This window comes from Desulfococcus multivorans (assembly GCF_001854245.1).
In the GTDB taxonomy this organism is placed as follows: Bacteria; Desulfobacterota; Desulfobacteria; order Desulfobacterales; family Desulfococcaceae; genus Desulfococcus; species Desulfococcus multivorans.
The window spans coordinates 3,541,088-3,567,200 of the sequence record NZ_CP015381.1; the positions used below are offsets into that span (position 1 = coordinate 3,541,088).

Sequence of the window (26,113 nt, forward strand, 5' to 3'; positions counted from 1 at the left end):
GCCGCCCCCTGTTTCGACCTACCGGGGTCGGAAACGGGTGGGCGGCACCCCCCACAGGTAGAAGGCGATCCATTCGAAGCTCAGCTTCAGCAGCTCGATGTCGCTGCGCCGGTATTTCCGCTGGCGCTCCGGCCTGACCTTGTATCGCTTCAGAAAGCTGCTCCTGAACACAAAATCACGGAACGCATCGATGTTGTAGGCCGCCATGAAGGCCATCCTGGCCTTGGGGCCCCGGGGCCCTTCGGCACCCCAGGGGTTCGCCTGGAAACGGCGCCTCACCGAGGCCCATGCCAGGGTCATCTCGTTGTGGCGCGTCGCGTCCTGATCCTCGGCCCAGGACGCGACGGTCCACGTCCGGTCCTCGTGGCGCCCCAGACAGAAAGACGGAGGCCGGAACAGATGGATGCGCTCGGCGCGCCCGGTTCCGGCGTCGAACAGCACGCCCTGCTCCACGGGAAACGTCCGGCAGGTGTCGGGACGATCCGGATAGACCGAGCACCCGGCATCGGTCAGGAAGGGACAGGTTTTTTCCGCGTTGTCCGCCATGCGAAGCAGCACCTCGGGGAAATGGCTTCCGGGCCGGAGAACCACGTCGACGTAGCGCTCCAGAAACCGGTCCGAGGAGATGTCCAGGTTTTTCCGGAGCCGAACCACGTCGTAGGGGTACAGAAAGAGGTTGAGGTTCCGGCAACAACGGTTGAAACAGCCCACCTTCGGATGGCAGGCAAACGAGAAACGATCCTCCCCGCCAAGACGTCTGCCGGGAAGATCTTCAAGGGATTCCGGGTCGATATGCTTCATGACGGCCGATCCTCGAAGGTCGCGATCATGTCCGCGACGGTCATTTTCAGTTTGACGGTGATCCCCGCGGCCTGCCTCAGTTCGTTTTCCAACAGCGCCATGGCCCTGTAGAACGGCGTCCGATCGAACCGGAAATCATCGCGCCCCGCCGCCCGGCGCGAGAAGACCGCGCATCCCGGCGACCGGAAGGCCGGCCGGCCCGGCGGATGAACCTCGTGGGCAATGCCGTGGAGGCGGCAGATCATGGGGCGGTAATCGTAAAGCCGGCACCATCCTTCCCCGTTCAGGGGGCACATGATCCGGGGAGGAGCGCCTTCTTTTTCGGCGGCGGCCGTCTGTTGCCGCGCCAGATCCGCCCGCTCCCGGATCTCCTCCCGCAGGGCGTCGGGAAGGCGGCGAAACCCTTCCCGGAGATACCGGTGTTCCAGGTGAGTGTGGTGAAAAAAACGGGTGAGGCAGCAGTTGTCCTCACAGCCGCGGCAATGAAACCCGTAGTGATCCGCCGCCTTTCGATAGGCGGCGTCCATATCGGCATAAAGGGTTTTCAGCCGCCCGATGAAGGGGGCCGTAATGTCCGGGGTCGGGGTCATGGCATATCCTTTAATGCGGTCATACGAGAGGGCTGGGGAAAAACAACCGGGAATAGAGGTTCATGGCGTACCGGTCGGTCATGCTGGCAATGAAGTCGCACACCACGCGCTCGTAGGGCTGACCATTGTTCATCAGATTCCGCATCTCGAGGTTGAGGAGTTCCCGCTCCAGCTGTGAGGGATTTTCCAGATAAAAGGCGTAGAGCTCCGACAGGATCTTCTTCGCCTTGACGAATTCCTTGTGGACCTTGGGGGACCGGTAGACGTTGTCATAGAGGAACCGGCGCAGCTCCGCCATGGCGTCGTGAACCTCCTGGCTGTTGCTGAGGATCAGACGGTCGTCTTCGACCCGGCTGGAAAAAATGAGGTCCCGCATCATGGCCGTGGCCCGATCGGAATGGGTCCGCCCCAGGACCCTCACGCAGAACTCGGGAACCTGACTCTCGTGAATGACTCGGCTTCTCATCGCATCCTCGAGGTCGTGGTTGAGATAGGCCATGATGTCGGCGATCCGGACGATCTGGCCTTCGGCGGTGCAGGGCGCATCCTCCGGGTCGTCGGGAATGATCTTGCCGTACCCTTTGGAATGTTTGAGAATGCCGTCCCGGACCTCGTAGGTCAGGTTGAGGCCGAGCCCCTGGTTTTCGAGAAAGTCCACCACCCGGAGGCTCTGTTCGTTGTGGGCGAAGCTGTGGGAAAAGATCTCCTTGAGAGCCGTCTCCCCACCGTGCCCGAAGGGGGTGTGGCCAAGATCGTGACCCAACGCGATGGCCTCGGCCAGATCCTCGTTCAGATACATCGCCCGGGCAATGGTCCGCGCGATGTGGGCCACCTCGAGGGTATGGGTCAGACGGGTCCGGTATTGATCCCCCAGGGGGGACAGGAACACCTGGGTCTTGTATTTCATTCGCCGGAAGGCATTGCTGAAGACGATCCGATCACGATCCAGCTGAAAGGCCGTCCGTATGGATCGCAGGGGCTCCGGCCGAACCCGACCCCTCGAGCGGGAACTCAGACACCCGTGGGGGGACATGAAACGCCGTTCCCGTTCCTCGAAGTCCTCACGAATAGACATCGTCGATCACTCCATACCCGTCATCATTAACGCTTATTCGACTCTCGGAAGCCGGTGACGCCGGAGAAGGACTCTCGCCCCATCCCGTTGTCTCAGGCGGAGCGGCTGAAGGCGAAAAACCCGATGGGTGACGCCGCGGCAGACGGCGTTTTGAGATTCCGGCAGCCCCGGCTCCCGACGCTGCCGTCTTCAGCCGTTTTCCGCAGGGCATCGCGAACGTCGACATTTGCGCTGTCATTTGCGTTATCTTAAATGGGGACTATTGACGATTCCGCAAAAAAAGGTTTTATTTTATCCACAGCCATACTAAATTGTAAAGGACTATTTGGCCCGGGGACGCGGCGGACAATATGTCGCAAAACGGCTGGAGAGGACGCATGGAGGCAACGATGACGGGACACCATCTCATACTGGGCGAATTGACCGACGCGGTCACGGGGGAGGTGCTGGCGGACAGTCACGATGAACGGTATCGACAGAAGGTCGCGCGTATCCTTCTGTCGGAGAAGGGGTACGTCAAGGCCGAGATCACCCCGCGAGTCCCCCTGACGGCGATCGCCGGAAAGCGTCGGGGGAAAATCCGCGTCGCGTTCGCGGTGTCTGTCGACGGCCGGATCGGCATGATCATCCAATACGGCCCCGGCTCCCTCGTCACCCGCCACCGACCGGCCCTGGCCATGTCGCGGCTCCTCGCGGACTACCAGATTCCCGTGGCGGTCGTGACCAACGGAGAAGACGTCGACGTGCTGGACGGTTTCTCGGGAAACATCGTGGGCCGGGGCTTCGACGCCCTCCCTGCCCGGGAAGCTCTCGGAAAAATCGTCGCCGGGTCCGCCTTCACCCCGATTTCGCCCCGGCGGGCCGACCTGGAATCCCGGATCGTCTACTGCTACGAAATCGACGGCAGCTGCCCCTGCGACACCGACATCTGCCGGTTGGACGAGACTGATGAAGACTGAAGGGGCATAAAAGCCCCGTTCGTCACGCTTGCACCCCTTCAGCCTTCAGTCTTCAGCCTTCAGCCTGTTTTGAAAGGACCCCCCGTATGAATCATCGCTATTTCATGGAAAAGGCCCTGGCTCAGGCCCGGTCGGCCCTGGATCGGGGAGAGTTCCCTGTTGGGTGCGTCATTGTCCATGAAAACGAGATCATCGCCGTCGGCGCGCGCGAGGGCACGGCAGGCGGCGGCGTCAACGAAACCGATCACGCCGAGATGGTCGCCCTCCGCCGCCTCGACGCCCTCGGGATCCAGGCCCCCAGGGAGCGGCTCACCCTTTATTGCACCATGGAACCATGTCTGATGTGTTTCGGTGCGATTCTCATCGCGGGCATCGGGGCCGTGGTCTGGGCTTACGAAGACGCCATGGGCGGCGGCACGGGATGCGACCGCTCGACCCTTCCCCCCCTCTACCGCGACCGGCGGATCACTATTGTCTCCGGGGTTCTTCGTTGCGAGAGCCTCGCGCTGTTCCAGGCTTTCTTCCGGGATCCGGCCAACGCCTACTGGTCGGGAAGCTTCCTGGCCCGGTATACCCTCGCCCAGGCGGCCGGGGGCTGAGGACCGGTGCAGCGGCATCCCCTTCAGTTTTCAGCCTGATCTCACTCCCGGATACGGGCCTTCAGTTCCCGAATCAACGCCGAACAGACCTGGCTCGCATCAGCCACCACCGCGACGTCCGCCATCTTCATCATGGTCGCGTGGGGATTCTTGTTGACGGCGATGATGAAATCGGCGCCGGAGAGGGCGGCGGTATGCTGGATGGCGCCGCTGATGCCGAAGGAAAAAAGGATCTTGGGCCGAACGTGCCGACCCGCCTGCCCCACCAGGGCGTCGTGGCCGGCCCATTTGGCATGGACCACCGGCCGGGTTGCCCCCACCTCCCCCTCCATCAGCCGCGCCAGGTCGAAAAGCTTCTTGAATTTGGCCCTGGTGCCCATCCCCCTGCCGCCGCAGATGACGACGTCCGCCTCTTCCAGGCACTGAGTCCTCTGGGGAAGCCGCTGGGCGGAAATCAGCCGGACCCGGGGAACGGGAAGATCTTCGGGAAGCGGCAGCCGGACCACCCGGCCCCGGGCCGTGTCGTCGTGGGGGATCTCCTGGAAGGTTCCGGGTCTGACGGTGGCCATCTGCGGCCGGGCGTCCGGGGTGACGATATCGGCGATGAGGTTCCCGCCAAAGGAGGGCGCCGTCTGGACCAGGAGGCCGTCCTCGTCGATCCCGAGGTCGATGCAGTCCGCAGTGAGCCCGGTTTTCAGCCGTTTTGCAAGAACCGGAGCGAATTCACGGCCGAAATCGGTAGCCCCGACAAGGAGAATTCCGGGGGCGTGAACCGCGGCGAGGCGGGCCGTAAGATCGGCGTAGCGCTCGACATTGTAGTCCTTCAGGACCGGATCGTCCATGACGTAGACGGTCTGGGCCCCGTGTGCGATGTATTCCCCCACGTATTCTTCCAGCTCATGGCCCAGAATCACGGCGCAGACCTCGGCGTCGAGGGCGGGGGCGAGATCCCTGGCCCTGGACAGGAGCTGGAGCGTCACCCGATTCTGGAAATAATTCCGATAGTCGCCGAACACCCATATATTCTTCCCGGATTCAGTCATTGTCTTCCCGTCCGTCTACGGCTGCATGCTCATGGGGATTGAGGTCCTTGCCGAGGGCCGCTCCGATCCGGTCTCCGAACCGCTCGAAGAGCGCGTCGACCACCTTTTTGGGCGACCCTTTCAGAACCACGTTTTCTTTCTGGGCCACTGCGGAATAGACCTTGTGAATCCGCGTGGGCGAGGCCTTCATGCCGACGCTCACGGGGTCGAGCCCCAGGGCGTCGCAATCCAGGGTCTGAATCTCCACCTCGCCGAAGGCGTCCTGGAGCCCGCTCATGGAGACATACCGGGGCGTATAACGCCGGGTGGTGATAGTGACCAGACCGGGCAGGTCCATCTCCAGGGTTTCCAGAAAATCGTCGGCCTCCCGTCGCATGCAGAGGGTCCGTCCGTCGATCTCCAGATGCTCCACATAGGCCACCCCGGGCACGTCCAGCTCCTGAGCCAGCTGGGGCCCCACCTGGGCGGTCTCGCTGTCGGTGGTGTAACACCCGCACAGCACCAGATCGAAATCCGGACAGGTTTGTTCGATGGCCCTGGCGAGGGTGAAGGAAGTGACGTCGGTATCGGCCCCGGCCATCCGGGGATCGGACAGGAGAACGCCGCCGTCGGCGCCCATGGCGACGGCTTCGTGAAGGATTTCCCGGGCGGCGGGAGGCCCCATGGTGACGGCGGTGATCCGCCCCCCCCACTGATGCTTGAGCTGGAGGGCGGCCTCCAGGGCGTGTTTGCAGGCAGGATTCATCATGCCCGCTGCCAGTTCCCGTTTCAAGGTCCCCGTCCGGGCGTCCCAGGGAAGCTCGGAAACCTTGGGGACCTGTTTCATGCAGACTATGAGTTTCAACATATCTCTAATCGACAGGGTATAGGTAAAGGGGGGTTCGCCCTCAGACGGGCTGGGACAACACCGATCGGGAGATGACCATCCGCTGGACCTCGCTGGTCCCTTCATAGATTTCGGTCACCTTTGCATCCCGAAAATAGCGCTCGACGTCGTATTCCTTGCTGTAACCGTAACCGCCGTGAATCTGGACCGCCCGATCCGCCGTGCGCATCGCCAGGCGGCTGCAGAAAAGCTTCGCTTTGGCGGCTTCGGGCCCGAAAGGCCGGCCGGCATCCTTCTGCGCACAGGCACGGTAAAGCAGAAGGCGCCCCGCGTCGATTTCGGTGGCCATATCCGCCAGATAATTCTGAATGGTCTGAAACGCGGCAATGGGCTTGCCGAACTGTTGCCGCTCTTTAGCGTACCGAACCGATGCATCGAAGGCCGCCTGGGCGATGCCCAGGGCCTGGGCCGCGATACCGATCCGCCCGGTGTCCAGAGCTGAAAGACCGATCTTGATGCCGTCCCCGGAGCGGCCCAGACGGTTCATTTCCGGCACGCTGCAGTCCTCGAAGAAGAGAGAGGAGACCGGATTCGCCCGCATGCCGCAGAGGTCCTCTATTTCACCCACCGAAAACCCGGGGGTACCCTTTTCCACGATGAAGACGTCGGCTCTGCGGCGGGGGTCTTCCGGATGGGTCACGGCGAAAATCAGCGCCGTCCCGCAAACGCCGCCGTTGGTAACGAATATCTTGGTACCGTTGATAACGTAGCCGCCGTTTTCCCGCTGGGCATGGGTTTCCACTCCGCCCGCATCGGAGCCGGCATTGGCCTCGGTCAGGCAGAAAGCCCCGATGCGCTCGCCGCCGGCCAGCGCCGGAAGAAAGCGGCGCTTCTGGGCTTCAGTGCCGAACATGACGATGGGATAGGCGCCGACGCTGTTGTGAACCGTCACGCAAAGCCCCAGGGCCGCGCTCACCCGGGACAGCTCCTCGATGACGACGGCGTAACTGACGGCGTCAAGGCCGGCGCCGCCGTAGGCTCTTGGGATCTGAAGGCCGAAGAAGTTGAGGGGCCGCATCTTTTCCACGACTTCCCAGGGAAACCGGGCCTCCCGGTCCAGGTCGTACACCAGCGGCGCGATTTCGGCCTCCGCGAACTCCCGGACCGTCCCGCGAACCAGCCTGTGCTTCATGCAGGGATTAAAATCCATGATATCATTATTGGTTTTGGGGTTATGACGTCTGTTCGGAAAGTGGTAACATCGGATCTTTATCCCTGTCAAGCGGAATGGCGCGGATGGACCCCATCGGACCGCAACAAATTTTACACCCTGTAAAGGATTTCGACACCCGGACGTCCCGCCGGCCTCGGCACGTCCGCCCCCATCGGGGTATCGCAATGGATCTCAACCGGTTAAGTACGGGACATTATGAGCATTCATTGGCACGGACTTTGCTGATTTTACCTTACATTCCTGCAAAGGAACAGCGACCGGACCCAATCGTCCCGTCATTCCAGAACACCCTGTGCCTTCAGAGGGATATCGTTGAAATCGTCTCTACACATATTGGTTGCCGACCGGAACCCACACGTGCGGGAATTCATCAAACGCGAGATGGCCGCCGAGGGGCATCGTATCGATATCGCGGAAAACGGCAGGGAACTCCTGAAGCGGATCTTCCGCGATGACACCATCGATCTCCTGATCCTGGACCCCGACCTTCCCGACGCCCAGGAATCCGCCCTGCTCACCAAGCTTCAGGATCGTCTCCCATACATCCCGGTGGTGTTTCACACCTTTCTTTCAGATTATCAGAACCGCCTCGACATCGTCAATGCCCTCGGCTATGTCGAGAAAGGCGCCAGAAGCATCGAGCATCTGAAACGCATCATTTCGGATTTTCGCAAAAATACGGGTCCGTCGACACTTGACGCCGTCAGGAAAAGAAAGCAGCCCGGCAAATGAAATTTCCCAAGCGACATCGGCGCTCCGAAAGCGGCTATTATCAATCGTTAACCCGCTGGATGGCCCTGATCATCATCTTCGTCTCCATCACCCCCGTGATCCTGGTCAGCGGTTTCATCCTGAACGCGTTTCGAAACTCCTATCAAGCCAAGATCTACGACCACCTGGGCGAGTTGGTGCTGAAAAAAACACAGAACATCGACAGCTTTTTATGGGAAAAACTGAGCGACATCCGGTATGTGGCGGCATCGACCCCCTTTGGAGAACTGACCCGGGAGGCGGTCATCCAGGAAAAACTGCGACACCTCAGGCGGGAGTTCGACACCGTCTTCGAAGATCTGGGCGTGGTGAACCACGAGGGCGTCCAACTCGCCTACTCCGGACCCTTCGAGCTGGAATACGCCGATTACTCCGAGGCGGAATGGTTCAAATCGGCCATACAGACCCGTTATTACATCAGCGACGTCTTCAGCGGGCTTCGGGGAAAACCCCACTTCATCGTCGCCGTCCGAAACATGCATGACGGAAAGCCGTGGATCCTCAGGGCGACCCTCGATTTTCTCTCCTTCAACACCCTGGTGGAGCGGCTTCGGATCGGCCAGACGGGTTTCGCCATCATCCTCAACAAGTACGGCGAATACCAGACCAAACCCTTCTTCGAAAACATCGAAATCAACAACAAGAACCTCTATCAGTTCATGAAACAGGCGGACCCCACCCCCAAGGGCATTCACATCGTGGAGCGCGCCGGATCCGACGGCCGCCGGAAGATCTATGTGGGATCCTTTCTCAAGGATGACGATTGGCTTCTGGTCTACCAACAGGACAAGGACGACGCCTTCGCGGACCTCCGCCACACCCAGGACATCGCCGTCATCATCATCGTCGTCAGCACCCTGGCCGTCATTGCCGTTGCCGTGATGCTCTCCATGAAAATGATCCACCGCATCAGCGTCTCCGACAAGGAAAAGGAGATCATGAACCAGCAGGTCATCGAGACCGGCAAACTGGCGTCCATCGGCGAACTGGCATCCGGCATCGCCCACGAGATCAACAACCCCGTCGCCATCATGGTGGAGGAGGCGGGATGGATCGAGGATCTCCTCATGGAGGAGGATCTCCACCAATGCAAGAACCTCGAAGAGTTTCAGCGGGCCGTCGGCCAGATCCGTCTGCAGGGCAAACGCTGCAAGGAGATCACCCACAAACTCCTCAGTTTCGCCAGAAAAACCGATTCATGGGTGCAGGACGTACAGATCAACGACCTCGTGGAGGAGGTGGTCAACCTCTCGTCCCAGAAGGCCAAATACACCAATGTCGACATCGTCACCCGTCTCGACCCGAACCTTCCGGCCATCCGGGCGTCCTATACGGAAGGACAGCAGGTTTTGCTGAACCTGATCAACAACGCCCTCTACGCCCTCGAATCGAAAAACGACCGGGGCCGTATCGAGATCAACACGAAACTGGCGGACGACCATATCGTCATCGACGTCATCGACAACGGCAGCGGTATCCCCGCGGCCGTCATCCCGCGGATATTCGACCCCTTCTTCACCAGCAAACCGGTTGGAAAGGGAACCGGACTGGGTCTGTCCATCTGTTACGGCATCATCAAGAAGCTGGGCGGAGAGATCACCGTCGACAGCGTCCTCGGCGAAGGGACCCATTTCCAGATCCGGATCCCTTCGGAAAACCCCGGGACGCCCCTTTCCGGTGACACGTAACAAAAACGACAACCCCGCCCGGGCACGGGCAAAAACCCGTCACCCGGTTCACGATAAAACTCAGGAGGAGAACATCATGACGAATTGCACGTTTCTGTCGGCCGGCGGCATCCCGGGAAAGAAAACACCACGACACGCCACCCGGGAACCGCTCTGCATTACCCGATTCAGCCCCGTTCGACATGCCTCCCGGGCGCTTCGGAGACGCAGGGCATGCCGAACGGTCGCCGGCAGCCGTTATTGAACGCGCGGCAGGGAGAAAGAAATGGCCCATAACGCGACAACAAAACCGTCGGAGACCCCTCCGACGATCCGGCTCCTCCTGGTGGACGACGAGGTGGGATATCTCAATGTCCTCTCCAATCGGCTCGCCAGGCGAGGACTCGACGTCGTCAAGGCCCGCAGCGGATCCGAGGCCATCCAGGCCGTCCGGAAACGGGATTTCGACGTCGTCGTGCTCGACCTTCTGATGGAGGACATGGACGGCATCGAGGTGCTCAGGATCCTGAAGAAGATGGATCCCGGCCTGATGGTGGTCATGCTGACCGGGCACGGTTCGGAGCAGGCCTCGAAGGAGGGCATGCGTTACGGCGCCTTCGATTACCTGACCAAACCGTGCGAACTCGAGGAACTTCTGGAAAAGATACGGGAAGCCTACCGCAGGAAAAGTCGTCCCTGACGGCCGGGAGCGGTATTTCCCACGGCAATCATCAAGCGTCGACCATACCGAAACGTCCCGACGCCCCGTTCAACTGAAAACGCCCGGCCGACGGCAGCCGCCGGGGTTCCCCCGATCGGGGAAGGCCATCGGGTCGTTGCCCACTCAACAGCGAGGAAGTGACCATGCTAAAGAATAAGAACGTACAACTCGGATTTGCAATATTTCTCGGTTTAATCGTGCTTTTCCTGCCCAGACCCGAAGGGACTCAGTTCAGGGTTGTCGGCGACGGCGGCCGCCTCCTCATCGAACACCTCGCCCAGCACTTCTCCGTGGTGCCCGGCGAGGAGGGGACCGCCGACTACATCCTGAAGGCCCGCAATCCGGGTGCCCCGGAAGCCCGACAGGCCTTCATCGCCCAAAAGGCTGCGGCGCTCGACCTTCCGGAGATTCAGGTGGAATACGTCGACGGCCTCTCTCCCAAGGCCAAACGGTTCCTGGCGGTGCTGGTGGTCCTGGTCTTCATGTTCGTGGCCGAACCCATCCCTCTCGAGATCACCGCCATCTGTATCGGCGTTTTCCTCGTTCTCATGGGCATCTCCGACGTCAAGGAGGCCTGGGCCCCCTATATGCACCCCGTGGTCGTTTTCATCATGTGCTGCCTCATCTTCGCCATCTCCCTCGACAAGGCGGGCCTCACCAAACGCCTCGGCTATTTCATCATCAAGCAGGCCGGCGACTCCGTCACCCGCTTTACCTTCATCATCTCCATCGGACTGGGGCTCGGCTCGTCGGTGATGCACGACGCGGCCGCCTGCGCCGTCGGGATCGTCACCATGCTCCCCCTCATGCGGGCCGCGGGCATCGAACCCCACTCCAGAACGGCCAAGTTCATGATGCTTTCCCTGCCCTTCGCCTGCTCCGCCGGCGGCATGGGAACCCTCATGGGCGGCGGCCGGAACATGGTGGCGGCCGCTTTTCTAAAAGAGTTCACCGGCATCGAGATCACCTTCTTCGACTGGATCAAGTTCTGCATGCCGGCGGCCATCCTGACGGTTCCCGCGGCGGTGTTCATCGTTTATCTGGTCTATCGGCCGGATCCCAAAATCAAGCTTCCCCAGTTCGATGAGGCGCTCGGCCCCCTCACCCCCATGGAAAAGAAGACCCTCGCCATCATCGGGGCCACCTTTATCCTCTGGCTCACCAAGGGCGTTCACGGCTTCGACTATTCAGTCACCGGCATGCTGGGCATCGCCGGACTGGTCCTGGGCGGCGTGCTCAAGTGGGACGACATCCAGGAGAACATGGAATGGGGCACGGCGCTCTTCATCTTCGGCGGCGGGATCTCCCTGGGGCTCGCCATGGGATACTCGGGGGCGGCCGACTACTTCGCCCATCTCTTCTTCCCCCTGATCCAGGGGGGCGGCTGGTTCCTTCTTTTCGTGGGCGTCGGCGTGTTCGGGGCATTGGTCACCAACGCCATGGCCAACGTGGCCGCGGCAGCCCTGATTCTGCCCATCGTGATCCCCATGGCCCAGCTGGAGGGCGTCGACCCGACGGTCCTGGCCCTCTGCCTTGGGACGGCCACTTCCTTTGCCATGCTCCTGGTGATCGGCTGTCCTCCCAACGCCATCGCCTACAGCTACCGGTACTTCAAGGCCGCCGACCTGACCCGGGTCGGCCTGGTGGCCACGCCGGTTCTCCTGGCCCTCCTGATCCTGGTGGCGGCCACCTGGTGGAACATCCTGGGACTGGTGTAGGCTTTCATGGAATCGACACATGCCCTGGAAAATATCCGGATGCTCCTCGTGGAAGATGAGGCCTACTTCCGGAGCACCCTGAAAAAACGCCTTGAACGGCGGGGGATGACGCTCTTCGAGGCCGCCGACGGGGAAGCGGGCCTCGCCGCCCTGACGGAACACCCGGTTGACATCGTCATCACGGACATGAAAATGCCCGGAATGGACGGCCTTACGTTTCTCAAACGCGTCAAGGCGGATTACCCGGAAATCGAGGTCATCCTTCTGACGGGGCACGCCTCCACCACCGACGGCGTCGCCGGCATCAAGGCCGGCGCCTTCGACTACCTCACGAAACCCGTGGAGTTCGATCACCTGATGAGCAAGGTGGGACAGGCCTACGACCTGATTCTCCGTCGTCAGGCCCAGCGCAGGGAGGCCGAGCTCCACGAACGAATGGAACGGCAGATGGCCCTGACCGAACGGCTGGCCGCCCTGGGAACACTGGCCACCGGGGTGGCCCACGAGATCAACAATCCTCTGGCCATCATCCGGGAGTCGGCCGGCTGGATGGAGACGATCCTCAAAAAGCCTGAAATGGCTGATATGCCCCGAAAAACGGATTTCGAAAAAGGTCTCGACAAGATCGAGAAGGCCGTCGAAAGGGCCAGACGCATTACGCACCAGCTCCTGGAGTTCGTCCGAAAGCCGGACAAGAAAGCCGCGGAAACGGATCTGAAGGCCCTGATCGAGGAGTCCGCCCACCTGATCCACCGGGAAGCGGCCAACAAGGGCGTTGACATCGTCGAGGAACTGGATGAAAATGTGGGAACGATCATGAGCGATCCCTACCAGCTGCGCCAGGTCCTCCTCAACCTTATAACCAACGCCGTCCACGCCACGGAAAAAAGCGGAAGGATCACACTGGGTCTGGAAAATGCCCCGGGGGAATCGGTCCGGATCCGGGTGAGCGACACCGGATCGGGGATCGCCCCCGAAAACCTCGAAAAAATATTCGAACCTTTTTTCACGACCAAAAGTCCCGGCAAGGGCACGGGGCTGGGACTGTTTGTCACCCGGGGGATCGTCGAGCAACTGGGCGGCACCATCGAGGTGGAAAGCACCTTGAACGCGGGGACGACCTTCACCGTCACCCTTCCCCGATCCATCATACCCCGGGAGGCATCAGCGGAAGCGCCCAGAAAGCAGCGGCCGGGGATATTTCAAAAGATAACCCAAGCACTATCCAAGGAGACCCAACACCATGATCAAGATTCCGACCCGCATACTCGTCGTGGACGATGAAAAGGACTTTGTGGAAATGCTCTCCCTCAGGCTCGAGGAAACCGGGGAAAAGGTGACGGTTGCCTATGACGGCCAGGAATGCCTCGACATTCTTGCCCAGAAATCGAAAGAGATCGATGTGGTCATCCTCGACATCCGCATGCCGGGGATGGACGGCATCGACGTTCTTCGCGAGATCAAGAAGCGTTTTCCCTTGATCGAAGTAATCATGCTCACCGGCCACGGCACCACCGAAAGCGCTGTCGAGGGCATGAAGCTGGGCGCCTTCGATTATCTGCTCAAGCCGGCCGACTTCGAAGATCTTTCCAAAAAACTCGAGGGCGCCCGGAAACGGAAGGACGAACAGGAGGAACGTATCCGACGCGCCGAAGCCAAGCTGCTGGTCCGCAGAACCGGCGGCACGTGATGCCGGAAACCGCCTTTTTGCCGAGAGTCGGTTCTCCGTCGTCTTCTGGCCAAGGCTTTTTTCGAAAGGCCCCTGAAGGCTCGCCTTGCCTGAACCCCTCGATTCGGCTATATTTGCCGAAAAACGCCGATCGGATCCGGGGCCCTTTTCCGGGCGCCCGGGACCGCCGGCACGACCTTCGGAGCGGAAGGAGAGGGGTCAATGGGAAAACATCTGGTCCTGGTGGGGGGCGGTCACGCACATCTGACGCTCCTCACCCATTTTGACCGGTTTACCGGCGGCGGCTGCCGCGCCACCGTCATCAGCCGAAGCGCCTATCATTATTATTCAGGCATGGGACCGGGACTGCTGTCGGACGTCTATGCCCCTCAAGACGTCCGCTTTCACATCCGACGAATGACGGAGGATCGCGGGGGACGGTTTGTCGAAGACGGGGTGACGCGGGTGGACCCCGGGGCGAGGCTCCTGTACCGGCGGCACGGGGCACCCATCGCCTATGACGTCGTCTCCTTCAACACCGGCAGTTCGGTGGACTTCGACGCGGCCCGCAGCCTGAAGGCCCGATCGGTCTTTCCGGTAAAACCCATCGAGAACCTTCTGGCCGCCCGGGAGGCTGTTCGCAGACGTCTCAAGAGCGGCCCCCTGCGCCTCTGCGTGGCCGGCGGTGGTCCGGCGGGCATCGAGCTCTCGGCCAATCTGAGAAGCCTGGTCCGTCGGGAAGGGGGAGAGGCCGAGATCGTGCTGCTGGCCGGAAGCCGGCTTCTCTCCCATTTCCCAGGCCGCAGACTCAGGACGTGCGTCAAAAAGGAACTCCGCCGACAGGAAGTCACCATGGTGGAAGGTCTTCGTCTCGCAGGCCTGGACGACCAATCGGTGACGCTCTCCGACGGATCGACACGCCCTGTCGACCTTCTCCTCCTGGCAACGGGAACGCGACCGTCGCGCATTTTTCGGGACTCGGGCCTCCCTGTCGGCGACGACGGCGGCCTGTTGGTGGATGACACCCTCCGGGCCGTCGACCATCCCGAAATTTTCGGAGGCGGCGACTGCATCGCCTTCGGCCCCCGACCCCTTCCCAGGATCGGCGTCCATGCGGTCCGTCAGAATCCCGTCCTGCTGAACAACCTGACCGCCGCCTTGATGGACCGGGGCGCGCTCCAGCCTTACAAGCCCCAACGGTCCTGTCTGTTGATCCTCAATATGGGCGACGGCCGGGGGATCCTATTCAAAAACGGTATCGCATGGCGCGGCAGGTGGGCCTTCCGGATAAAAGACTGGATCGACAGGAACTTCATGAAAAAATTTCAGGTCAGCGGCGAAACCGGCTGACGGTCCGGCCGCCGCTGCTCCCATCCCCTTGAGAAACCTCAGGCCGTCTACGGCATGGACGCTTCGGAAGCGTCGCTCTCCACCGCGGCAACGCGGGTGGAGGAACACTGTCGCGGGGGCTTGTCCGCCGTATCCGGCACCCCGGCGATATCCTTCACAAGGGATGCGGCCATGAACAGCATCAGTATCATAAACGGGAACGACACCACGAACGCAACGGTCTGAATCGCTTTCAGCCCCCCGGCCAGGAGCAGCATGGCCGCGATGCTCGAGCAGACGAGCCCCCAGAAGACCTTCAAGCCGGTTTTGGGTTCCAGGCTGCCGCCGGAGGTCATCATCCCCACGACGAAGGTCGCCGAGTCGGCCGAGGTGATGAAAAAGATGGAAACGATGACCATGGAGAGCAGAGACAAAAACGCCCCGATGGGAAAATTGTCGAAAAGCGTGAAAATGGCGGTGGTCACATCCTTGAAGGTCGCGTCGGCAATGCCCGGGCTGCCGTTCAGTTCCATGAAAACGGCGGATCCCCCCAGGATATTGAACCAGACGGCGCAGAGCAGCGTCGGTGCCAGGAGCGCGCCCAGAACGAATTCACGAATGGTTCGGCCCCTCGAGATCCGGGCGATGAAGACCCCCACAAAGGGAGCCCATGTGAGCCACCAGGCCCAGTAAAAAAGGGTCCAGGCACCGGACCAGTCATACCCGGTGTGCTTTGCGACGGCGCCGTTGGCGTCCACGAAGAAACTGAGCCAGACGATATTCTGCAGGTAATTGCCCAGGGACTCGACGGCGCTGTTGAGGATGTAACGGGTCGGCCCCAGGAAAAGCACCAGCAGCATGAGTCCGAAAGCCAGGATCATATTGATGTTGCTGAGCCACTTGATGCCTCTGTTGATGCCGGTCACCGCGGATGTGATGAAGAGAATCGTTACCGCGACGATGACGAAGATGGAGACGGATACGCCGCTGCCGACCCCGTAAAGCAGGTCGAGGCCGGTGCCGACCTGCATGGCTCCCAGGCCCAGGGAAGTGGCCACGCCGAACAGGGTCGTCACGACGGCCACGGCGTCAATGACCTTCCCGGTCACGCCGCTCACGGCCTTCTCGCCGAGAATCGGCGTCAGGGTCGCGCTGATGAGGCCGGGATATCCCTTGCGGAACTGGAAGTAGGCCAGAACCATCGCCACCACGGCGTAACACGCCCAGGGGTGGAGCCCCCAGTGGAAGACCGCCGTCCTGAGGGCCTCCGCGGCCGCTTCGACGCTTTTAGGTTCGGCAAAGGGGGGGCCGGCGAAGTGATAGACGGGCTCGGCAACCCCCCAGAAAACCAGACCGATCCCCATGCCTGCGGCAAACAGCATGGCAAACCAGGCGGGAAGACTGAACTCGGGGTGTTCCTCATCTTTGCCCAGCCGGATCCTGCCGAAGCGGGAAAAAGCCATCACGAAACAGAACAGCACGAACCCGGCCACGCAAATCATGTAGGCCCATCCGAAATTGGCGATAAAAAACTTGAAGATGTGGTCGAAAACCGCTTTCATCTGAGAGGGCGATGCCATGGTCATAAAAACGAAGGCCAGGCAGCAGACCGCCGACACAATGGACACGGTCTTGTCGATGGTGTTGTCGTTCATTCTTCTTCCTTCCTGTAGCAAAATCACACGCATTCGCACGGCGTCGAAAATCGGCGGTACCTTTCGGATGAAAGGCGTTCAGGAAATCCGCCTCCTGTCTCCGAAGAGCCGGATCTCCGGATGCGTCGGCCTCGGCCGGAAGAATTTGCAGGGAAGATCGGCAAGCGCCGGTTGAAACATCGCGATCCCGGTCTATCGGAGGCTTTGGACGACCCGCTCGCAGGCGTCCTCGACCGTCCGGGCGAACGCGTCCTTGAACGCCCGTTGGTCGGCGGCGGAAAAAGCGTTAAAGTCGACGATGTCATACCCCCGGATTATTGTGAGAAGGGCCAGCAGCTGATCCGTCATTCCCATCTCCAGCGTTTTGAGCGCTGTTTCATCATTCCGGAGAAGGTCGTCCCGGGATACGGAAATCCCCGTTCCCCGGAGACGGGCCGCGGCATTGGCCCAACCCAGAACCGCTTCGATGTCCCCGGCGCACTCGGCCAGTGCGCTGCCCATCAGTTTGAAAAGGGCGTCCACCGGCTTGAGTCTGAGCAGGGTCGGAGAATGGATATAGGAATGATTCGGGTTTACGGGAAGATCCGAGGCCCGGAAGGCGACGCTCTTCAGGAACCATCTCTCGGTATAGCGGATGCAGTCCTCCGCGGCCCATGGCCCCTTGCGTTTGAGATGGATCCATACCGCCTTCGACAGGCCGGCCATGCAGGCCTCGGTGGAATCGTACTCGTAGCTGCCCAGGAGAGCCCCCGCCTCGAAGATATCGATCCCCGGTCTGTCCGGCGCGAGTTCCGCCGCCATGATCCGGTCGACGTCGCCGACCCGGGTCAGAAGGAGTTTCATGGAGCCTTTGGCGGTGCGAACCAGGGGCGTCGCGATCTCTGCCGGGGTCAAGGTGTCGGCCAACGCGGACGGGAGAAAGACGCCCCAGACAAAGGGGGAAATGTCGAGGATCCGCTGGAGCTCCGCAAACCGGGCCGACGCATCGTTGTCCATGGCGGCAGCCGGGACCACCTCGCCGGGGGACAGGTACGGCGACACGGCCGTCAGCATCGATTCCAGGGCCGCCTGCCAGAGAACCACGCCCGGATCGCGTCCGGCGTCGATACGCACCCGGACCTTATCTTGTAATGCTTTCAGTGCTGTTTCATGCATGTTCTTGTCCATAAGCTTTTCCCCCGCCGGCCGCGTCACTTCGGCTGAAGCGCCTCGCGCCATCGCTCGAGGAGCGGTTTCGTGTGAACCGGCGCCAGCCGGTTACGGGCCAGAAATTGAAAAATATCATATCGATTCCCCTGGTGCCACCATTTTCTCAGTCGGTCTCCCGAAGCCCTCCGGAACACCCACGCTGCCCCCCACCGGTCCCGCAGGGTTTTTTCCAGCGACGCTTCCCCCATCCACCCCAGGAGATAATTGAGGCTGTAGAACTCCGGCACCAGATCGAAAAGATGGCTCTCGGGCTGATGATAAAACCCGGTGTATCGCTGCATGGTCCGGGCATACGGATCGCCGTCGGCCAGGTTGCCGCCGGAAAACATCTCATATTCGGCCAGAAACCTGGCGGCGTATCGCCGGAACGCCGCAAGATCCCGGAGAGACTTGTAATAATGGAGGATGTCGGCGTCTGCCGGAGAGATCTCCAGGTATCCGGTGAGGAACGGGCGGGACATAACCGCGTTCTGGAGCAGGAAGGCATAAGCCTCCGACAGGCTGTAGTTCGTACTCATGTTCCGGATGACCGCCGACAGGCCGCTGTCGGTAAAGACCGCCGACAGGCCGTGCCCCAGCTCGTGCCAGAGAGTTTCCAGATCGATCCATCCCCCCTGGGGGCGCATCAGGATGTGTATTGCATCGGGAATATCGACGAAAACGGAGAGCGCCTGGGCGCTCTGTTTATCCGTCCGCATGTCGAGGTGAAGCCCCGGGAGATCCTCCAGACGGAACCCCCATCGGGAGAAGAATTCGAGGGTGTCTTCAAGGGCGGTGGAGGGATACCCCCCGTCAAACTCCGCCAGGCTGAGGAGGTTGATGCTGTCGAAACGGGTCAGATCCGCCATGGGACGGTGGAAACGGTCTTCGCACCAGCGCGCCATCCGGTCGAAATAGAGGGCGTCGGTCTGGTGAAGGAAGTCCCGCATAACCGGATACCAGCGGCCGTAATCCATGTCGTGTTTGCGGCTGCAGTAGTCGACGTATCCGTCGAAGCCCAGATCGTCCCGGATCGCCGAAAGCAGGAGCTCCCAGTGATTCAGAACAAAGGGCTTGAGAAATTTGCAGAGGGCGCCGGTCTCCTTCTGGAGGATCTGGCGTTTTTCGTAGGAATGGTCGGCCTGGCACCAGGGAATCACCTCATGAAACCCGATTTTTTCACCGTCCACCTCCGCTTTTGCCCCCCGCATCCAGGTCCGCATCTCCAGCTCGTGGGGCAGGAGGAGCCGCTGGAGATAATGGTCCATGAGCGCGTGCCTCAGGCATCGGCGCCGCTCCGGATCCCCAACGCCGTCCAGCCCGGCAAGGGTCTCGAGGCTCAGCAGGGCGTCATATCCGTCATAGATGGCGTACGGCGGTGTTTCGGGCGTCTCCCCTTTCCAGAGAGAGAGAATGTGGGCGCTCCATCGCCGGTTGAGGTCGTGAAGGGCGCGCTCGATCGCTGCCGGGGCGTCCGAAGCCCGTATCGATCGGTCATTCATGGGCGGCTCCGGGATACCAGAGATAGTGGAAGCCCGTCTCGAAACGTCCCCAGTCCGCAGCTTCCGGGGCCCCTGTCGGAAAAATGGAGAAGCTGCGTCCGCCGCCCCACAAAGCGGCGCCGGCGCCGTAAACAGTGTCGTCGGCGATCTCGCTCCGGCGGTAGACCACGACCCGGGCGTCGGAAGGCAGGCCGGCAAGTGTTCTGGCCCGTGCGAGCGCATCGTCCAGGTAGCCGATCTCATCGATCATCCCCAGGGCGAGGGCCTCTTCCGCCAGAAAGATGCGGGCCGTGGCGATGGTGTCCAAAGCCGCGTCTGTTATGGGCCGGTGCCGCCGCACCAGGGCCAGAAAGCGATGGCCCAGATGATCGATCAGCCCTTCCATGATGCGGCGCTCTTCATCGGTGGGCTTCCGGAACAGGGTCCCCATATCCTTGTTCCTGCCGGTCTTGTAGACATCCAGGTCCAGCCCGATCTTGTCCATGAACCCGGTGATCTCCGGCTGAAGGAAAACAACCCCTACCGATCCGGTCACCGTTGTGGGATGGGCCAGGATGTGATCGGCGGGAAGCGAGATGTAGTAGGCCCCCGAGGCGGCCACGTTCATCATGGCGACAACGACCCCGGCGCCGGTCCGTTCCTTGAACCGCTGAATTTCATGGTAGAGAAGGTCTCCCGCGGTCACGGCGCCTCCCGGGGAATCGATCTTGAGCACCACGGCGCGGATCCGGTCGTCCTTTTCCGCTTTCCGGAGCCGGGCCGCCGTCTCCGCCACGACGCTCGGGCGGGTCCCGACCCATCCCCGCCGGGGGACGTCCGAAAGAACCCCCCGGATGGGGATCACCAGCACCTTCTGCCGGCCTGTCCCCTCGAGGGTGTATTCGCAAAGCGGATCTTCTCCATGGGACAAGAGGCGGATTCTGGGGGAACACCCGAGGCCCGTCGTCATCCACAGGGCGAGCAGCAGGACCGCCCGCCATCCCCGCCCCCGGCGCAATGCATGATACCGTTCCATCCGGCAGAGAAGCCGATCGCGCAGACGGGCCCGCTTCAGGATGTACGGCGCCATCTCCACCTGAGCGACGATTCTTTTGTTCATGACGGCTGTCCTTTGGCTGATCATGTGGGTGGGGGTATCCGTCGTCCGCTCCCGTCGTCGATATCCGTCCGCCGGATGAAACGCCGCCGGCTTGTGGGCGGCGCCGTCAGTGCTGCAGGCGCCTGGACGCTCCACTGAAATACGCTTTGAATTTTATTCAAAATAACGATATTGTGAAGATTCGTCAAGCCTATGGCAGCGGTGCTGCCGCACGCCCGAACCATTTGCCGAAACCTTTTCCGGAGCAGCCGCATGAACCCTATGACATGGCATTTCCCTTACCCGTCCCGTCGGATGCCGGTCATGGCCGAGAGTGTCGTGGCCACGTCCCAGCCCCTGGCGGCGCAGGCCGGTCTTTGCATGCTGCTTGCCGGCGGCAATGCGGTGGATGCCGCCATCGCCGCTGCTGCGGCGCTCACGGTGGTGGAGCCCACCAGCAACGGCCTGGGCGGCGATGCCTTCGCTCTGGTCTGGGACACGCACGACCTTCACGGCCTCAACGGATCCGGCCGTTCCCCCGCCGCCTGGACCCCGGACCGATTCAACAGCCTCCGGGAAATGCCCGCCGTCGGGTGGGATACGGTCACGGTACCCGGCGCCGTGGATCTCTGGGTCCGCCTGTGGGAACGGTTCGGGAGGCTCCCCTTCGAAAACCTCCTGGTTCCCGCCGTCCGGTATGCCCGGGAGGGGTTTCCGGTATCCCCCGTCACGGCCGCGGCCTGGGCCGCCGCCGCGCCGACATACGCCCATCTGCCGGGGTTCGTCCGCATCTTTCTGCCCGGCGGCAGGCCCCCCGAACCGGGGCAATGGTTCACCTGCCCCGAGATGGCCGACACCCTCATCCGCATCGGCCGGAGCCGGGGAAAGGACTTTTACCGGGGGACGTTGGCCGAGAAGATCGCCGCCTGCGCCGCGGCCGACGGCGGCGCCCTGACGCTGTCGGATCTCTCGGCCCACCAGGCCGAGTGGACGACGCCGCTTCACATGGACTACCACGGCATCCGGCTCCACGAGATGCCCCCCAACGGCCAGGGCATGGCGGCCCTGATGGCGCTGGGCATCCTGGCACACCACGAGCTGAGGGAATATCCGCCGGACTCGGCCGACAGCCTCCACCTTCAGATCGAAGCCATGAAGCTCGCCTTCGGGACGGCCCACGCCCACGTCGGCGATCCCGACGGCATGACGGTCGCCCCCAGAGATCTTCTCGACCCCGCCTTCCTTGGAAAGCTCGCCGCCCGGATCCAGCGTCGCCGGGCACTGGATTCGAGCCCCGCGCCTTCGCCGGACCGCGGCACCGTCTATCTTGCCGCCGCCGATCGGACGGGCATGATGGTCTCCTTCATCCAGTCCAACTACGCCGGATTCGGCTCGGGCATCGTGGTGCCCGGAACCGGCATCAGCCTCCACAACCGCGGGCGCGGCTTTTGCCTCACCCCGGGCCACCCCAACCGGGTCGCCGGCGGAAAGCGCCCCTACCATACCATCATCCCGGGGTTCGTCACCCGAAACGGCGCCCCCCTCATGAGCTTCGGCGTCATGGGCGCCCACATGCAGCCCCAGGGTCATGTCCAGATGATCGTTCGGATCTTCGACTACGGACAGAACCCCCAGACCGCCTCGGACGCGCCGCGCTGGCAAGTCCTCGAGGACGGTACCCTGGCCCTTGAAAAGGGCATCTCCCCCGGGACGGCGGCCGACCTCGAGGCCCGGGGCCACCGCATCACCGGCGGTCTGCCCCCCTTCGGCTTCGGGGGCGCCCAACTGATCCTCCGCCTCGAAAAGGGCTACTGCGCCGCGTCGGACCACCGCAAGGACGGATGCGCCGTCGGCTTCTGACGCGGCGAAGCCGCGACCGGCGCCCCATAGGTGTCGGGAGAAGAAATTCCCCCGTCGGGTTTGACCGAAGACCCCATGGGTATTACCATAACCGTAAAACCGGTTGAAACCGATATGTCGAACCTTACCCACAGGAAAGAAACCATGACCGAACTCAGCAGAGAACAGACCATCCAGCTAATCAGCACCATCGTCGCCAAGCACGGGTGCGAAATCCTGGAGATGGATGTCGACAACCACATCCTCGACATCGACGGTCCGGCGGAAGCCCGGGAAAACTGCGCCCGGGAACTGGAACTCTTTTTGGACTGACGGACAACGATCATGCACATCAGAAAAGCGACCATCGAGGACATCACGGCCATTCACGGCCTGCTTCATCGGCACAGCCACGAGGGGGATCTGATCCCCCGGCCCCTCAGCAAGCTCTATGACCATCTCCGGGATTTCGCCGTCGCCGTGGACGAGACCGAAGGCCGGGTCGTGGGCTGCTGCGCCCTGCAGTTCTGCTGGGAGGATCTGGGTGAAATCCGCTCCCTGGTGGTGGAGCCGTCCCACCGGAATCAGGGCGTGGCCGCCGCCCTGGTGGAAAGCTGCATGGCCGAAGCCCGTGACTTCGGCATGACCCGCCTCTTCTCCCTCACCTTCAAGGCCGATTTTTTCGGCAAATTCGGCTTCGTGGAGATCCCACGATCCGAGCTGCCCATCAAAATATGGGCGGATTGCATGCTCTGCATCAAATTCCCGGACTGCGAGGGCATCGCCATGATGAAAACCTTATGACGAAAATGTCCGCCGCCCTGACGGCGCTGATCGCCCGCGTCCGCCGATGGGGCGCCGCCGACGCCGCAGTGGTGCCGGCCGCCGTCGTCGTCGTGGATGACGATCTGGCCCGGTGCTGCTGGGCGCCCCGGTGCGAGAACTACGGCCGATCGGCCGGCTGTCCGCCCCATGTCTCAGGGCCTTCGGGGTTTCGCCGACTCCTGAAAGACTACCGCCTGGCCCTGGCGGTCCGAATCGATGTTCCCGCGTCAGCCCTGCTCTCTTCCGAGCGCGACGCGGTCATGGCGATGCTCCACGACATCGTCGCCGATGTCGAACGTACGGCGGTGGAAATCGGATTCCCCGGGGCACGTGCCTTTGCCGGGGGCGCATGCAAAAGGATCTTCTGCGGCGCCCACACCGAATGCCGTGTCCTGTCGGGAAAAGGGACCTGCCGAAACCCCGACCGGGCCCGTCCCTCCATGTCCGGATTCGGAATCGATGTCTCCCGGCTGATGCAGGCCGCCGGATGGCCCGGGGATTATCTCGGCTCCCCGAAGGCAACCGAAGACGGCATGTCATGGATTGCCGGACTGGTGCTGATCGTCTGACCGGGAAGCGACAATCCGAAAACCGGAAGCACCCGCCGCCGGCCCCTGGTGAAACCGTTCAGGCATCGCCGGCCAGGACCCGTCGGAAGGCCGACAGGGCCGCCTCGATATCCCCGGCCGACACCTGGTAGTGGGTGACCGCCCGGATCCGCCGGGGTCCGGCCGCCAGGAGGGCGACTCCCGAAGCCTTCATCCGCCGGGCCAAAGCCTGAGCGTCCATGTCCGGCCGGGTGACGTCGAAATAGACGATGTTGGTCCGCACCCCGGCCGGGTCCACCGCCACCCCTGCAATCTCCGCCAGGCCTTCGGCCAGTTTCCGGGCATTGGCATGATCCTCCGGGAGGCGGTCGACCATCTCCGTCAAGGCCACGATGCCCGCCGCCGCGATCACCCCCGCCTGCCGCATGCCGCCGCCCAGGACCTTCCGATTGCGCCGGGCCTCGGCGATGAACTCCCGGCTGCCGCAAAGGAGCGACCCCACGGGGGCGGCCAACCCCTTGCTGAGGCAGAAGGAGATGGAATCCGCCGGCGCCGCCAATTCCCGAACGGAGACGCCCAGCGCCGCAGCGGCATTGAAAATTCTCGCGCCGTCCACATGGAGCTTCAATCCGTGCGCCGCGGCCAGTCGGCCCACCGCAGCCACATAGGCCGGGGTCAGGGGCGCGCCGCCGCACCGATTATGAGTGTTTTCCAGGAGAATCAGGCGGGTCCTGGGAAAATGGAGGTCATCGGGCCGGATCGCCGCGGTCGTCGCCTCGAGGTCCAGGGTCCCGTCGGGCCGGTTGGGGATCGTCCGGGGATGAATCCCGCCCAGGGCGGCGGCGCCCCCCTGTTCATAGTAAAAGACATGGGACTGGTCTCCCAGGATCGTTTCGCACCCCCGGCCGCAGTGGGTCAGCTGGGCCACCAGATTCCCCATGGTGCCGCTGGGCACCAGAAGCGCCGCCGCCTTTCCCGTGCACTCGGCCGCCATGGCCTCGAGGCGGTTGACCGTGGGATCCTCTCCGAAAACATCGTCCCCCACCGGGGCTTCTGCCATGGCCCGCCGCATGGCGGGGGTGGGTCGGGTAAGGGTGTCGGACCTCAATTCGATGACCTGCATTGGGACTCCTCTCTATCGGTTAAGAACCATTTCATGGGGATGCGCTCTTCAAACTCGCTCGTGCCGTCATCTCATTATCGTGACACCGGGGATCGGGTCAAGCCGGATATGACGCGACCGAACGCCCGGACGAAATCGCCACGGCACCACAAACCCTCCGCGATCCGCGTCGCGTGGATCCTCGCCGCTGCGGCATAAGGCAACTGACTCAACTTTCGATTTCATAGGGCGGTGCCGGGAGGATACGGCCCGCGCCCCGCTTTCCGGTCACCATCATGAAAGTCGAAGTAACTAACTATCATTCCTTGATATTCGCAATAACGGATCCCGAACGCATTTTCGAACCGCCTGAAGATCTTCTTTAGACAGATGCACAAATCTTGACACGACAATCGCTTTTTCCTATGATTCCAAATGGCGATGTCGACCCTGTTGCGGGGGGCTTTCCCCCCGGTCATTCATGCACATGGAGGTTTCAATGCACCCTTACCGCCCCCGCACCCCCTATTGGATCCTGCCGTGGACGGTGCTGCTGTTCCTGCCCCTGGTGTGGACGGGGTGCGCGTCCGCCGTCGCCGGACGCTTCGCCGACAGCCTCTCGGCGGCCATCCTCGACGCCAACGACCTGGAAACGGTGGAGACCGGCGGACCCGCCTATCTGCTCATGATCGACGGTTTTCTCCGGGAGGACCCCCATGACGAATCTCTTCTCCTTTCGGCCGCCAACCTTTACGCCGCCTATGCCGGCCTCTACGTAACGGATCCGGCCAGGAAGCGAAAGCTGACGGACAAGGCTCTCGATTACGCTCTCACGGCCTTCTGCATCCGGAACCGGAAAGGGTGCGATCTTCGGAAGGCGTCTTTCGAGGATTTCCGGAAGACCGTCGCTGCCGCCAAGACGGCCGACGTCCCGGTCATCTATACCCTCGGGGCGACGTGGGCCGCATGGATCGAGGCCCACCGGGACGACTGGGACGCCGTGGCCGAAATCTCCCGCGTCGATGCCCTGATGACCCGGGTGATCGCCCTCGACGAGGGGTATCGGGACGGCGGAGCCCATCAGTATCTGGCTATTCTGGCAACCCTGCTGCCGCCGGCTTTGGGGGGGCGGCCGGAAATCGGCCGGCACCACTTCGAGCGGGCCGTCGCCCTCAGCGAGGGCAAAAATCTGATGGTCAAGGTAACCTACGCCCGGCGGTATGCCCGGCTGGTTTTCGACAGAGGGCTCCACGACCGCCTCCTGACCGAAGTGATCGAAGCGGACCCCGAGGTGGCGGGGCACACCCTCGTGAACACCATGGCCCAGAAGGAGGCCCGTCTCCTCCTGGACAACGCCGACGACTACTTTTAGGC

General features: G+C 62.2%; 26 protein-coding genes. 15 read left to right on the plus strand and 11 right to left on the minus strand.

Features of this window, described 5'->3' with window-relative positions:
* Positions 1 to 18: 18 nt before the first annotated feature.
* From dmul_RS15510 to dmul_RS15520, 3 genes are read right to left on the minus strand one after another with little or no spacing between them, the layout of a single operon-like run.
* A complete protein-coding gene (locus tag dmul_RS15510; protein ID WP_020877733.1) occupies positions 19 to 801 on the minus strand; it encodes a YkgJ family cysteine cluster protein in 783 nt (260 codons plus the stop codon).
* Entirely contained in the window at positions 798 to 1,391 is a 594-nt protein-coding gene (locus tag dmul_RS15515) for a hypothetical protein (RefSeq protein ID WP_020877734.1), read from the minus strand. Before dmul_RS15515 ends, dmul_RS15510 begins: the two co-directional genes overlap by 4 nt.
* Before the next feature lie 19 nt (positions 1,392 to 1,410).
* A complete protein-coding gene (locus dmul_RS15520) occupies positions 1,411 to 2,466 on the minus strand; it encodes a deoxyguanosinetriphosphate triphosphohydrolase (protein WP_020877735.1) in 1,056 nt (351 codons plus the stop codon).
* A 377-nt stretch (positions 2,467 to 2,843) separates the two neighbouring features.
* Here dmul_RS15520 and dmul_RS15525 point away from each other — a divergent pair, with 377 nt between their 5' ends.
* Together dmul_RS15525 and dmul_RS15530 are read left to right on the plus strand one after the other, a co-directional pair.
* Positions 2,844 to 3,425 (plus strand): type I restriction enzyme HsdR N-terminal domain-containing protein, encoded by a 582-nt coding sequence (locus dmul_RS15525; protein WP_234979103.1) that lies wholly within the window; start codon positions 2,844 to 2,846, stop codon positions 3,423 to 3,425.
* A gap of 86 nt (positions 3,426 to 3,511) precedes the next feature.
* Positions 3,512 to 4,024, plus strand: coding sequence for a nucleoside deaminase (locus tag dmul_RS15530; RefSeq protein WP_020877737.1), 513 nt, complete (start codon positions 3,512 to 3,514; stop codon positions 4,022 to 4,024).
* Positions 4,025 to 4,065: 41 nt separating this feature from the next.
* Here the strand turns inward: dmul_RS15530 and dmul_RS15535 are convergent, their stop codons facing one another.
* The 3 genes from dmul_RS15535 to dmul_RS15545 are packed head-to-tail and all read right to left on the minus strand — an operon-like array spanning position 4,066 to position 7,085.
* Complete coding sequence (locus dmul_RS15535; RefSeq protein WP_020877738.1) at positions 4,066 to 5,067, minus strand: electron transfer flavoprotein subunit alpha/FixB family protein; 1,002 nt, start codon at positions 5,065 to 5,067, stop codon at positions 4,066 to 4,068.
* Positions 5,060 to 5,914, minus strand: a complete 855-nt coding sequence (locus dmul_RS15540) for an electron transfer flavoprotein subunit beta/FixA family protein (protein WP_020877739.1) — start codon at positions 5,912 to 5,914, stop codon at positions 5,060 to 5,062. The genes dmul_RS15535 and dmul_RS15540 overlap by 8 nt, the downstream gene beginning before the upstream one ends.
* Before the next feature lie 40 nt (positions 5,915 to 5,954).
* Positions 5,955 to 7,085, minus strand: a complete 1,131-nt coding sequence (locus dmul_RS15545; protein ID WP_276327567.1) for an acyl-CoA dehydrogenase family protein — start codon at positions 7,083 to 7,085, stop codon at positions 5,955 to 5,957.
* 375 nt (positions 7,086 to 7,460) lie between these two features.
* On the opposite strand from dmul_RS15545, the gene dmul_RS15550 reads away from it, so the two are divergent.
* From dmul_RS15550 to dmul_RS15585, 8 genes are all read left to right on the plus strand, one after another.
* Positions 7,461 to 7,859 carry a response regulator gene (locus dmul_RS15550; RefSeq protein ID WP_257785922.1) on the plus strand — a complete coding sequence of 133 codons (399 nt, stop codon included), beginning with the start codon at positions 7,461 to 7,463 and terminating at the stop codon, positions 7,857 to 7,859.
* Positions 7,856 to 9,586 (plus strand): sensor histidine kinase, encoded by a 1,731-nt coding sequence (locus dmul_RS15555; RefSeq protein ID WP_020877742.1) that lies wholly within the window; start codon positions 7,856 to 7,858, stop codon positions 9,584 to 9,586. The genes dmul_RS15550 and dmul_RS15555 overlap by 4 nt, the downstream gene beginning before the upstream one ends.
* 76 nt (positions 9,587 to 9,662) lie before the next feature.
* Complete coding sequence (locus tag dmul_RS15560) at positions 9,663 to 9,830, plus strand: hypothetical protein (protein WP_153302759.1); 168 nt, start codon at positions 9,663 to 9,665, stop codon at positions 9,828 to 9,830.
* A gap of 21 nt (positions 9,831 to 9,851) precedes the next feature.
* Entirely contained in the window at positions 9,852 to 10,265 is a 414-nt protein-coding gene (locus dmul_RS15565) for a response regulator (protein WP_020877743.1), read from the plus strand.
* Between the two features lie 164 nt (positions 10,266 to 10,429).
* Positions 10,430 to 12,004 (plus strand): SLC13 family permease, encoded by a 1,575-nt coding sequence (locus dmul_RS15570; protein ID WP_020877744.1) that lies wholly within the window; start codon positions 10,430 to 10,432, stop codon positions 12,002 to 12,004.
* A 6-nt stretch (positions 12,005 to 12,010) separates the two neighbouring features.
* Positions 12,011 to 13,288, plus strand: a complete 1,278-nt coding sequence (locus dmul_RS15575; protein WP_020877745.1) for a sensor histidine kinase — start codon at positions 12,011 to 12,013, stop codon at positions 13,286 to 13,288.
* Positions 13,248 to 13,694 (plus strand): response regulator, encoded by a 447-nt coding sequence (locus tag dmul_RS15580; protein ID WP_020877746.1) that lies wholly within the window; start codon positions 13,248 to 13,250, stop codon positions 13,692 to 13,694. The genes dmul_RS15575 and dmul_RS15580 overlap by 41 nt, the downstream gene beginning before the upstream one ends.
* A gap of 201 nt (positions 13,695 to 13,895) precedes the next feature.
* The gene (locus dmul_RS15585) at positions 13,896 to 15,023 is read left to right on the plus strand and encodes an NAD(P)/FAD-dependent oxidoreductase (RefSeq protein ID WP_020877747.1); all 1,128 of its coding nucleotides are present in this window, start codon (positions 13,896 to 13,898) and stop codon (positions 15,021 to 15,023) included.
* A gap of 47 nt (positions 15,024 to 15,070) precedes the next feature.
* Here dmul_RS15585 and dmul_RS15590 read toward each other — a convergent pair whose 3' ends face one another.
* The 4 genes from dmul_RS15590 to sppA form a co-directional block, all read right to left on the minus strand.
* Entirely contained in the window at positions 15,071 to 16,657 is a 1,587-nt protein-coding gene (locus tag dmul_RS15590; RefSeq protein ID WP_020877748.1) for a glycine betaine uptake BCCT transporter, read from the minus strand.
* Between the two features lie 192 nt (positions 16,658 to 16,849).
* A complete protein-coding gene (locus dmul_RS15595; RefSeq protein ID WP_020877749.1) occupies positions 16,850 to 17,824 on the minus strand; it encodes a VOC family protein in 975 nt (324 codons plus the stop codon).
* A 23-nt stretch (positions 17,825 to 17,847) separates the two neighbouring features.
* Entirely contained in the window at positions 17,848 to 19,347 is a 1,500-nt protein-coding gene (locus dmul_RS15600; RefSeq protein WP_020877750.1) for a hypothetical protein, read from the minus strand.
* Complete coding sequence (gene sppA / locus dmul_RS15605; RefSeq protein ID WP_144016381.1) at positions 19,340 to 20,581, minus strand: signal peptide peptidase SppA; 1,242 nt, start codon at positions 20,579 to 20,581, stop codon at positions 19,340 to 19,342. The genes dmul_RS15600 and sppA overlap by 8 nt, the downstream gene beginning before the upstream one ends.
* Positions 20,582 to 20,698: 117 nt before the next feature.
* Here sppA and dmul_RS15610 point away from each other — a divergent pair, with 117 nt between their 5' ends.
* From dmul_RS15610 to dmul_RS15625, 4 genes are all read left to right on the plus strand, one after another.
* A complete protein-coding gene (locus dmul_RS15610; protein WP_020877752.1) occupies positions 20,699 to 22,285 on the plus strand; it encodes a gamma-glutamyltransferase family protein in 1,587 nt (528 codons plus the stop codon).
* Between the two features lie 144 nt (positions 22,286 to 22,429).
* On the plus strand, positions 22,430 to 22,597 hold the full coding sequence (locus dmul_RS15615; RefSeq protein WP_020877753.1) for a hypothetical protein: 168 nt from the start codon (positions 22,430 to 22,432) through the stop codon (positions 22,595 to 22,597).
* A 12-nt stretch (positions 22,598 to 22,609) separates the two neighbouring features.
* The gene (locus dmul_RS15620) at positions 22,610 to 23,068 is read left to right on the plus strand and encodes an N-acetyltransferase (RefSeq protein ID WP_020877754.1); all 459 of its coding nucleotides are present in this window, start codon (positions 22,610 to 22,612) and stop codon (positions 23,066 to 23,068) included.
* Complete coding sequence (locus dmul_RS15625; protein ID WP_020877755.1) at positions 23,065 to 23,658, plus strand: DUF2284 domain-containing protein; 594 nt, start codon at positions 23,065 to 23,067, stop codon at positions 23,656 to 23,658. Before dmul_RS15620 ends, dmul_RS15625 begins: the two co-directional genes overlap by 4 nt.
* Positions 23,659 to 23,716: 58 nt before the next feature.
* Here the strand turns inward: dmul_RS15625 and ltaE are convergent, their stop codons facing one another.
* A complete protein-coding gene (gene ltaE / locus dmul_RS15630) occupies positions 23,717 to 24,760 on the minus strand; it encodes a low-specificity L-threonine aldolase (protein ID WP_020877756.1) in 1,044 nt (347 codons plus the stop codon).
* 478 nt (positions 24,761 to 25,238) lie between these two features.
* On the opposite strand from ltaE, the gene dmul_RS15635 reads away from it, so the two are divergent.
* Positions 25,239 to 26,111: a TRAP transporter TatT component family protein gene (locus tag dmul_RS15635; RefSeq protein WP_020877757.1), complete on the plus strand. Its 873-nt coding sequence runs from the start codon at positions 25,239 to 25,241 to the stop codon at positions 26,109 to 26,111.
* Positions 26,112 to 26,113 lie beyond the last annotated feature (2 nt).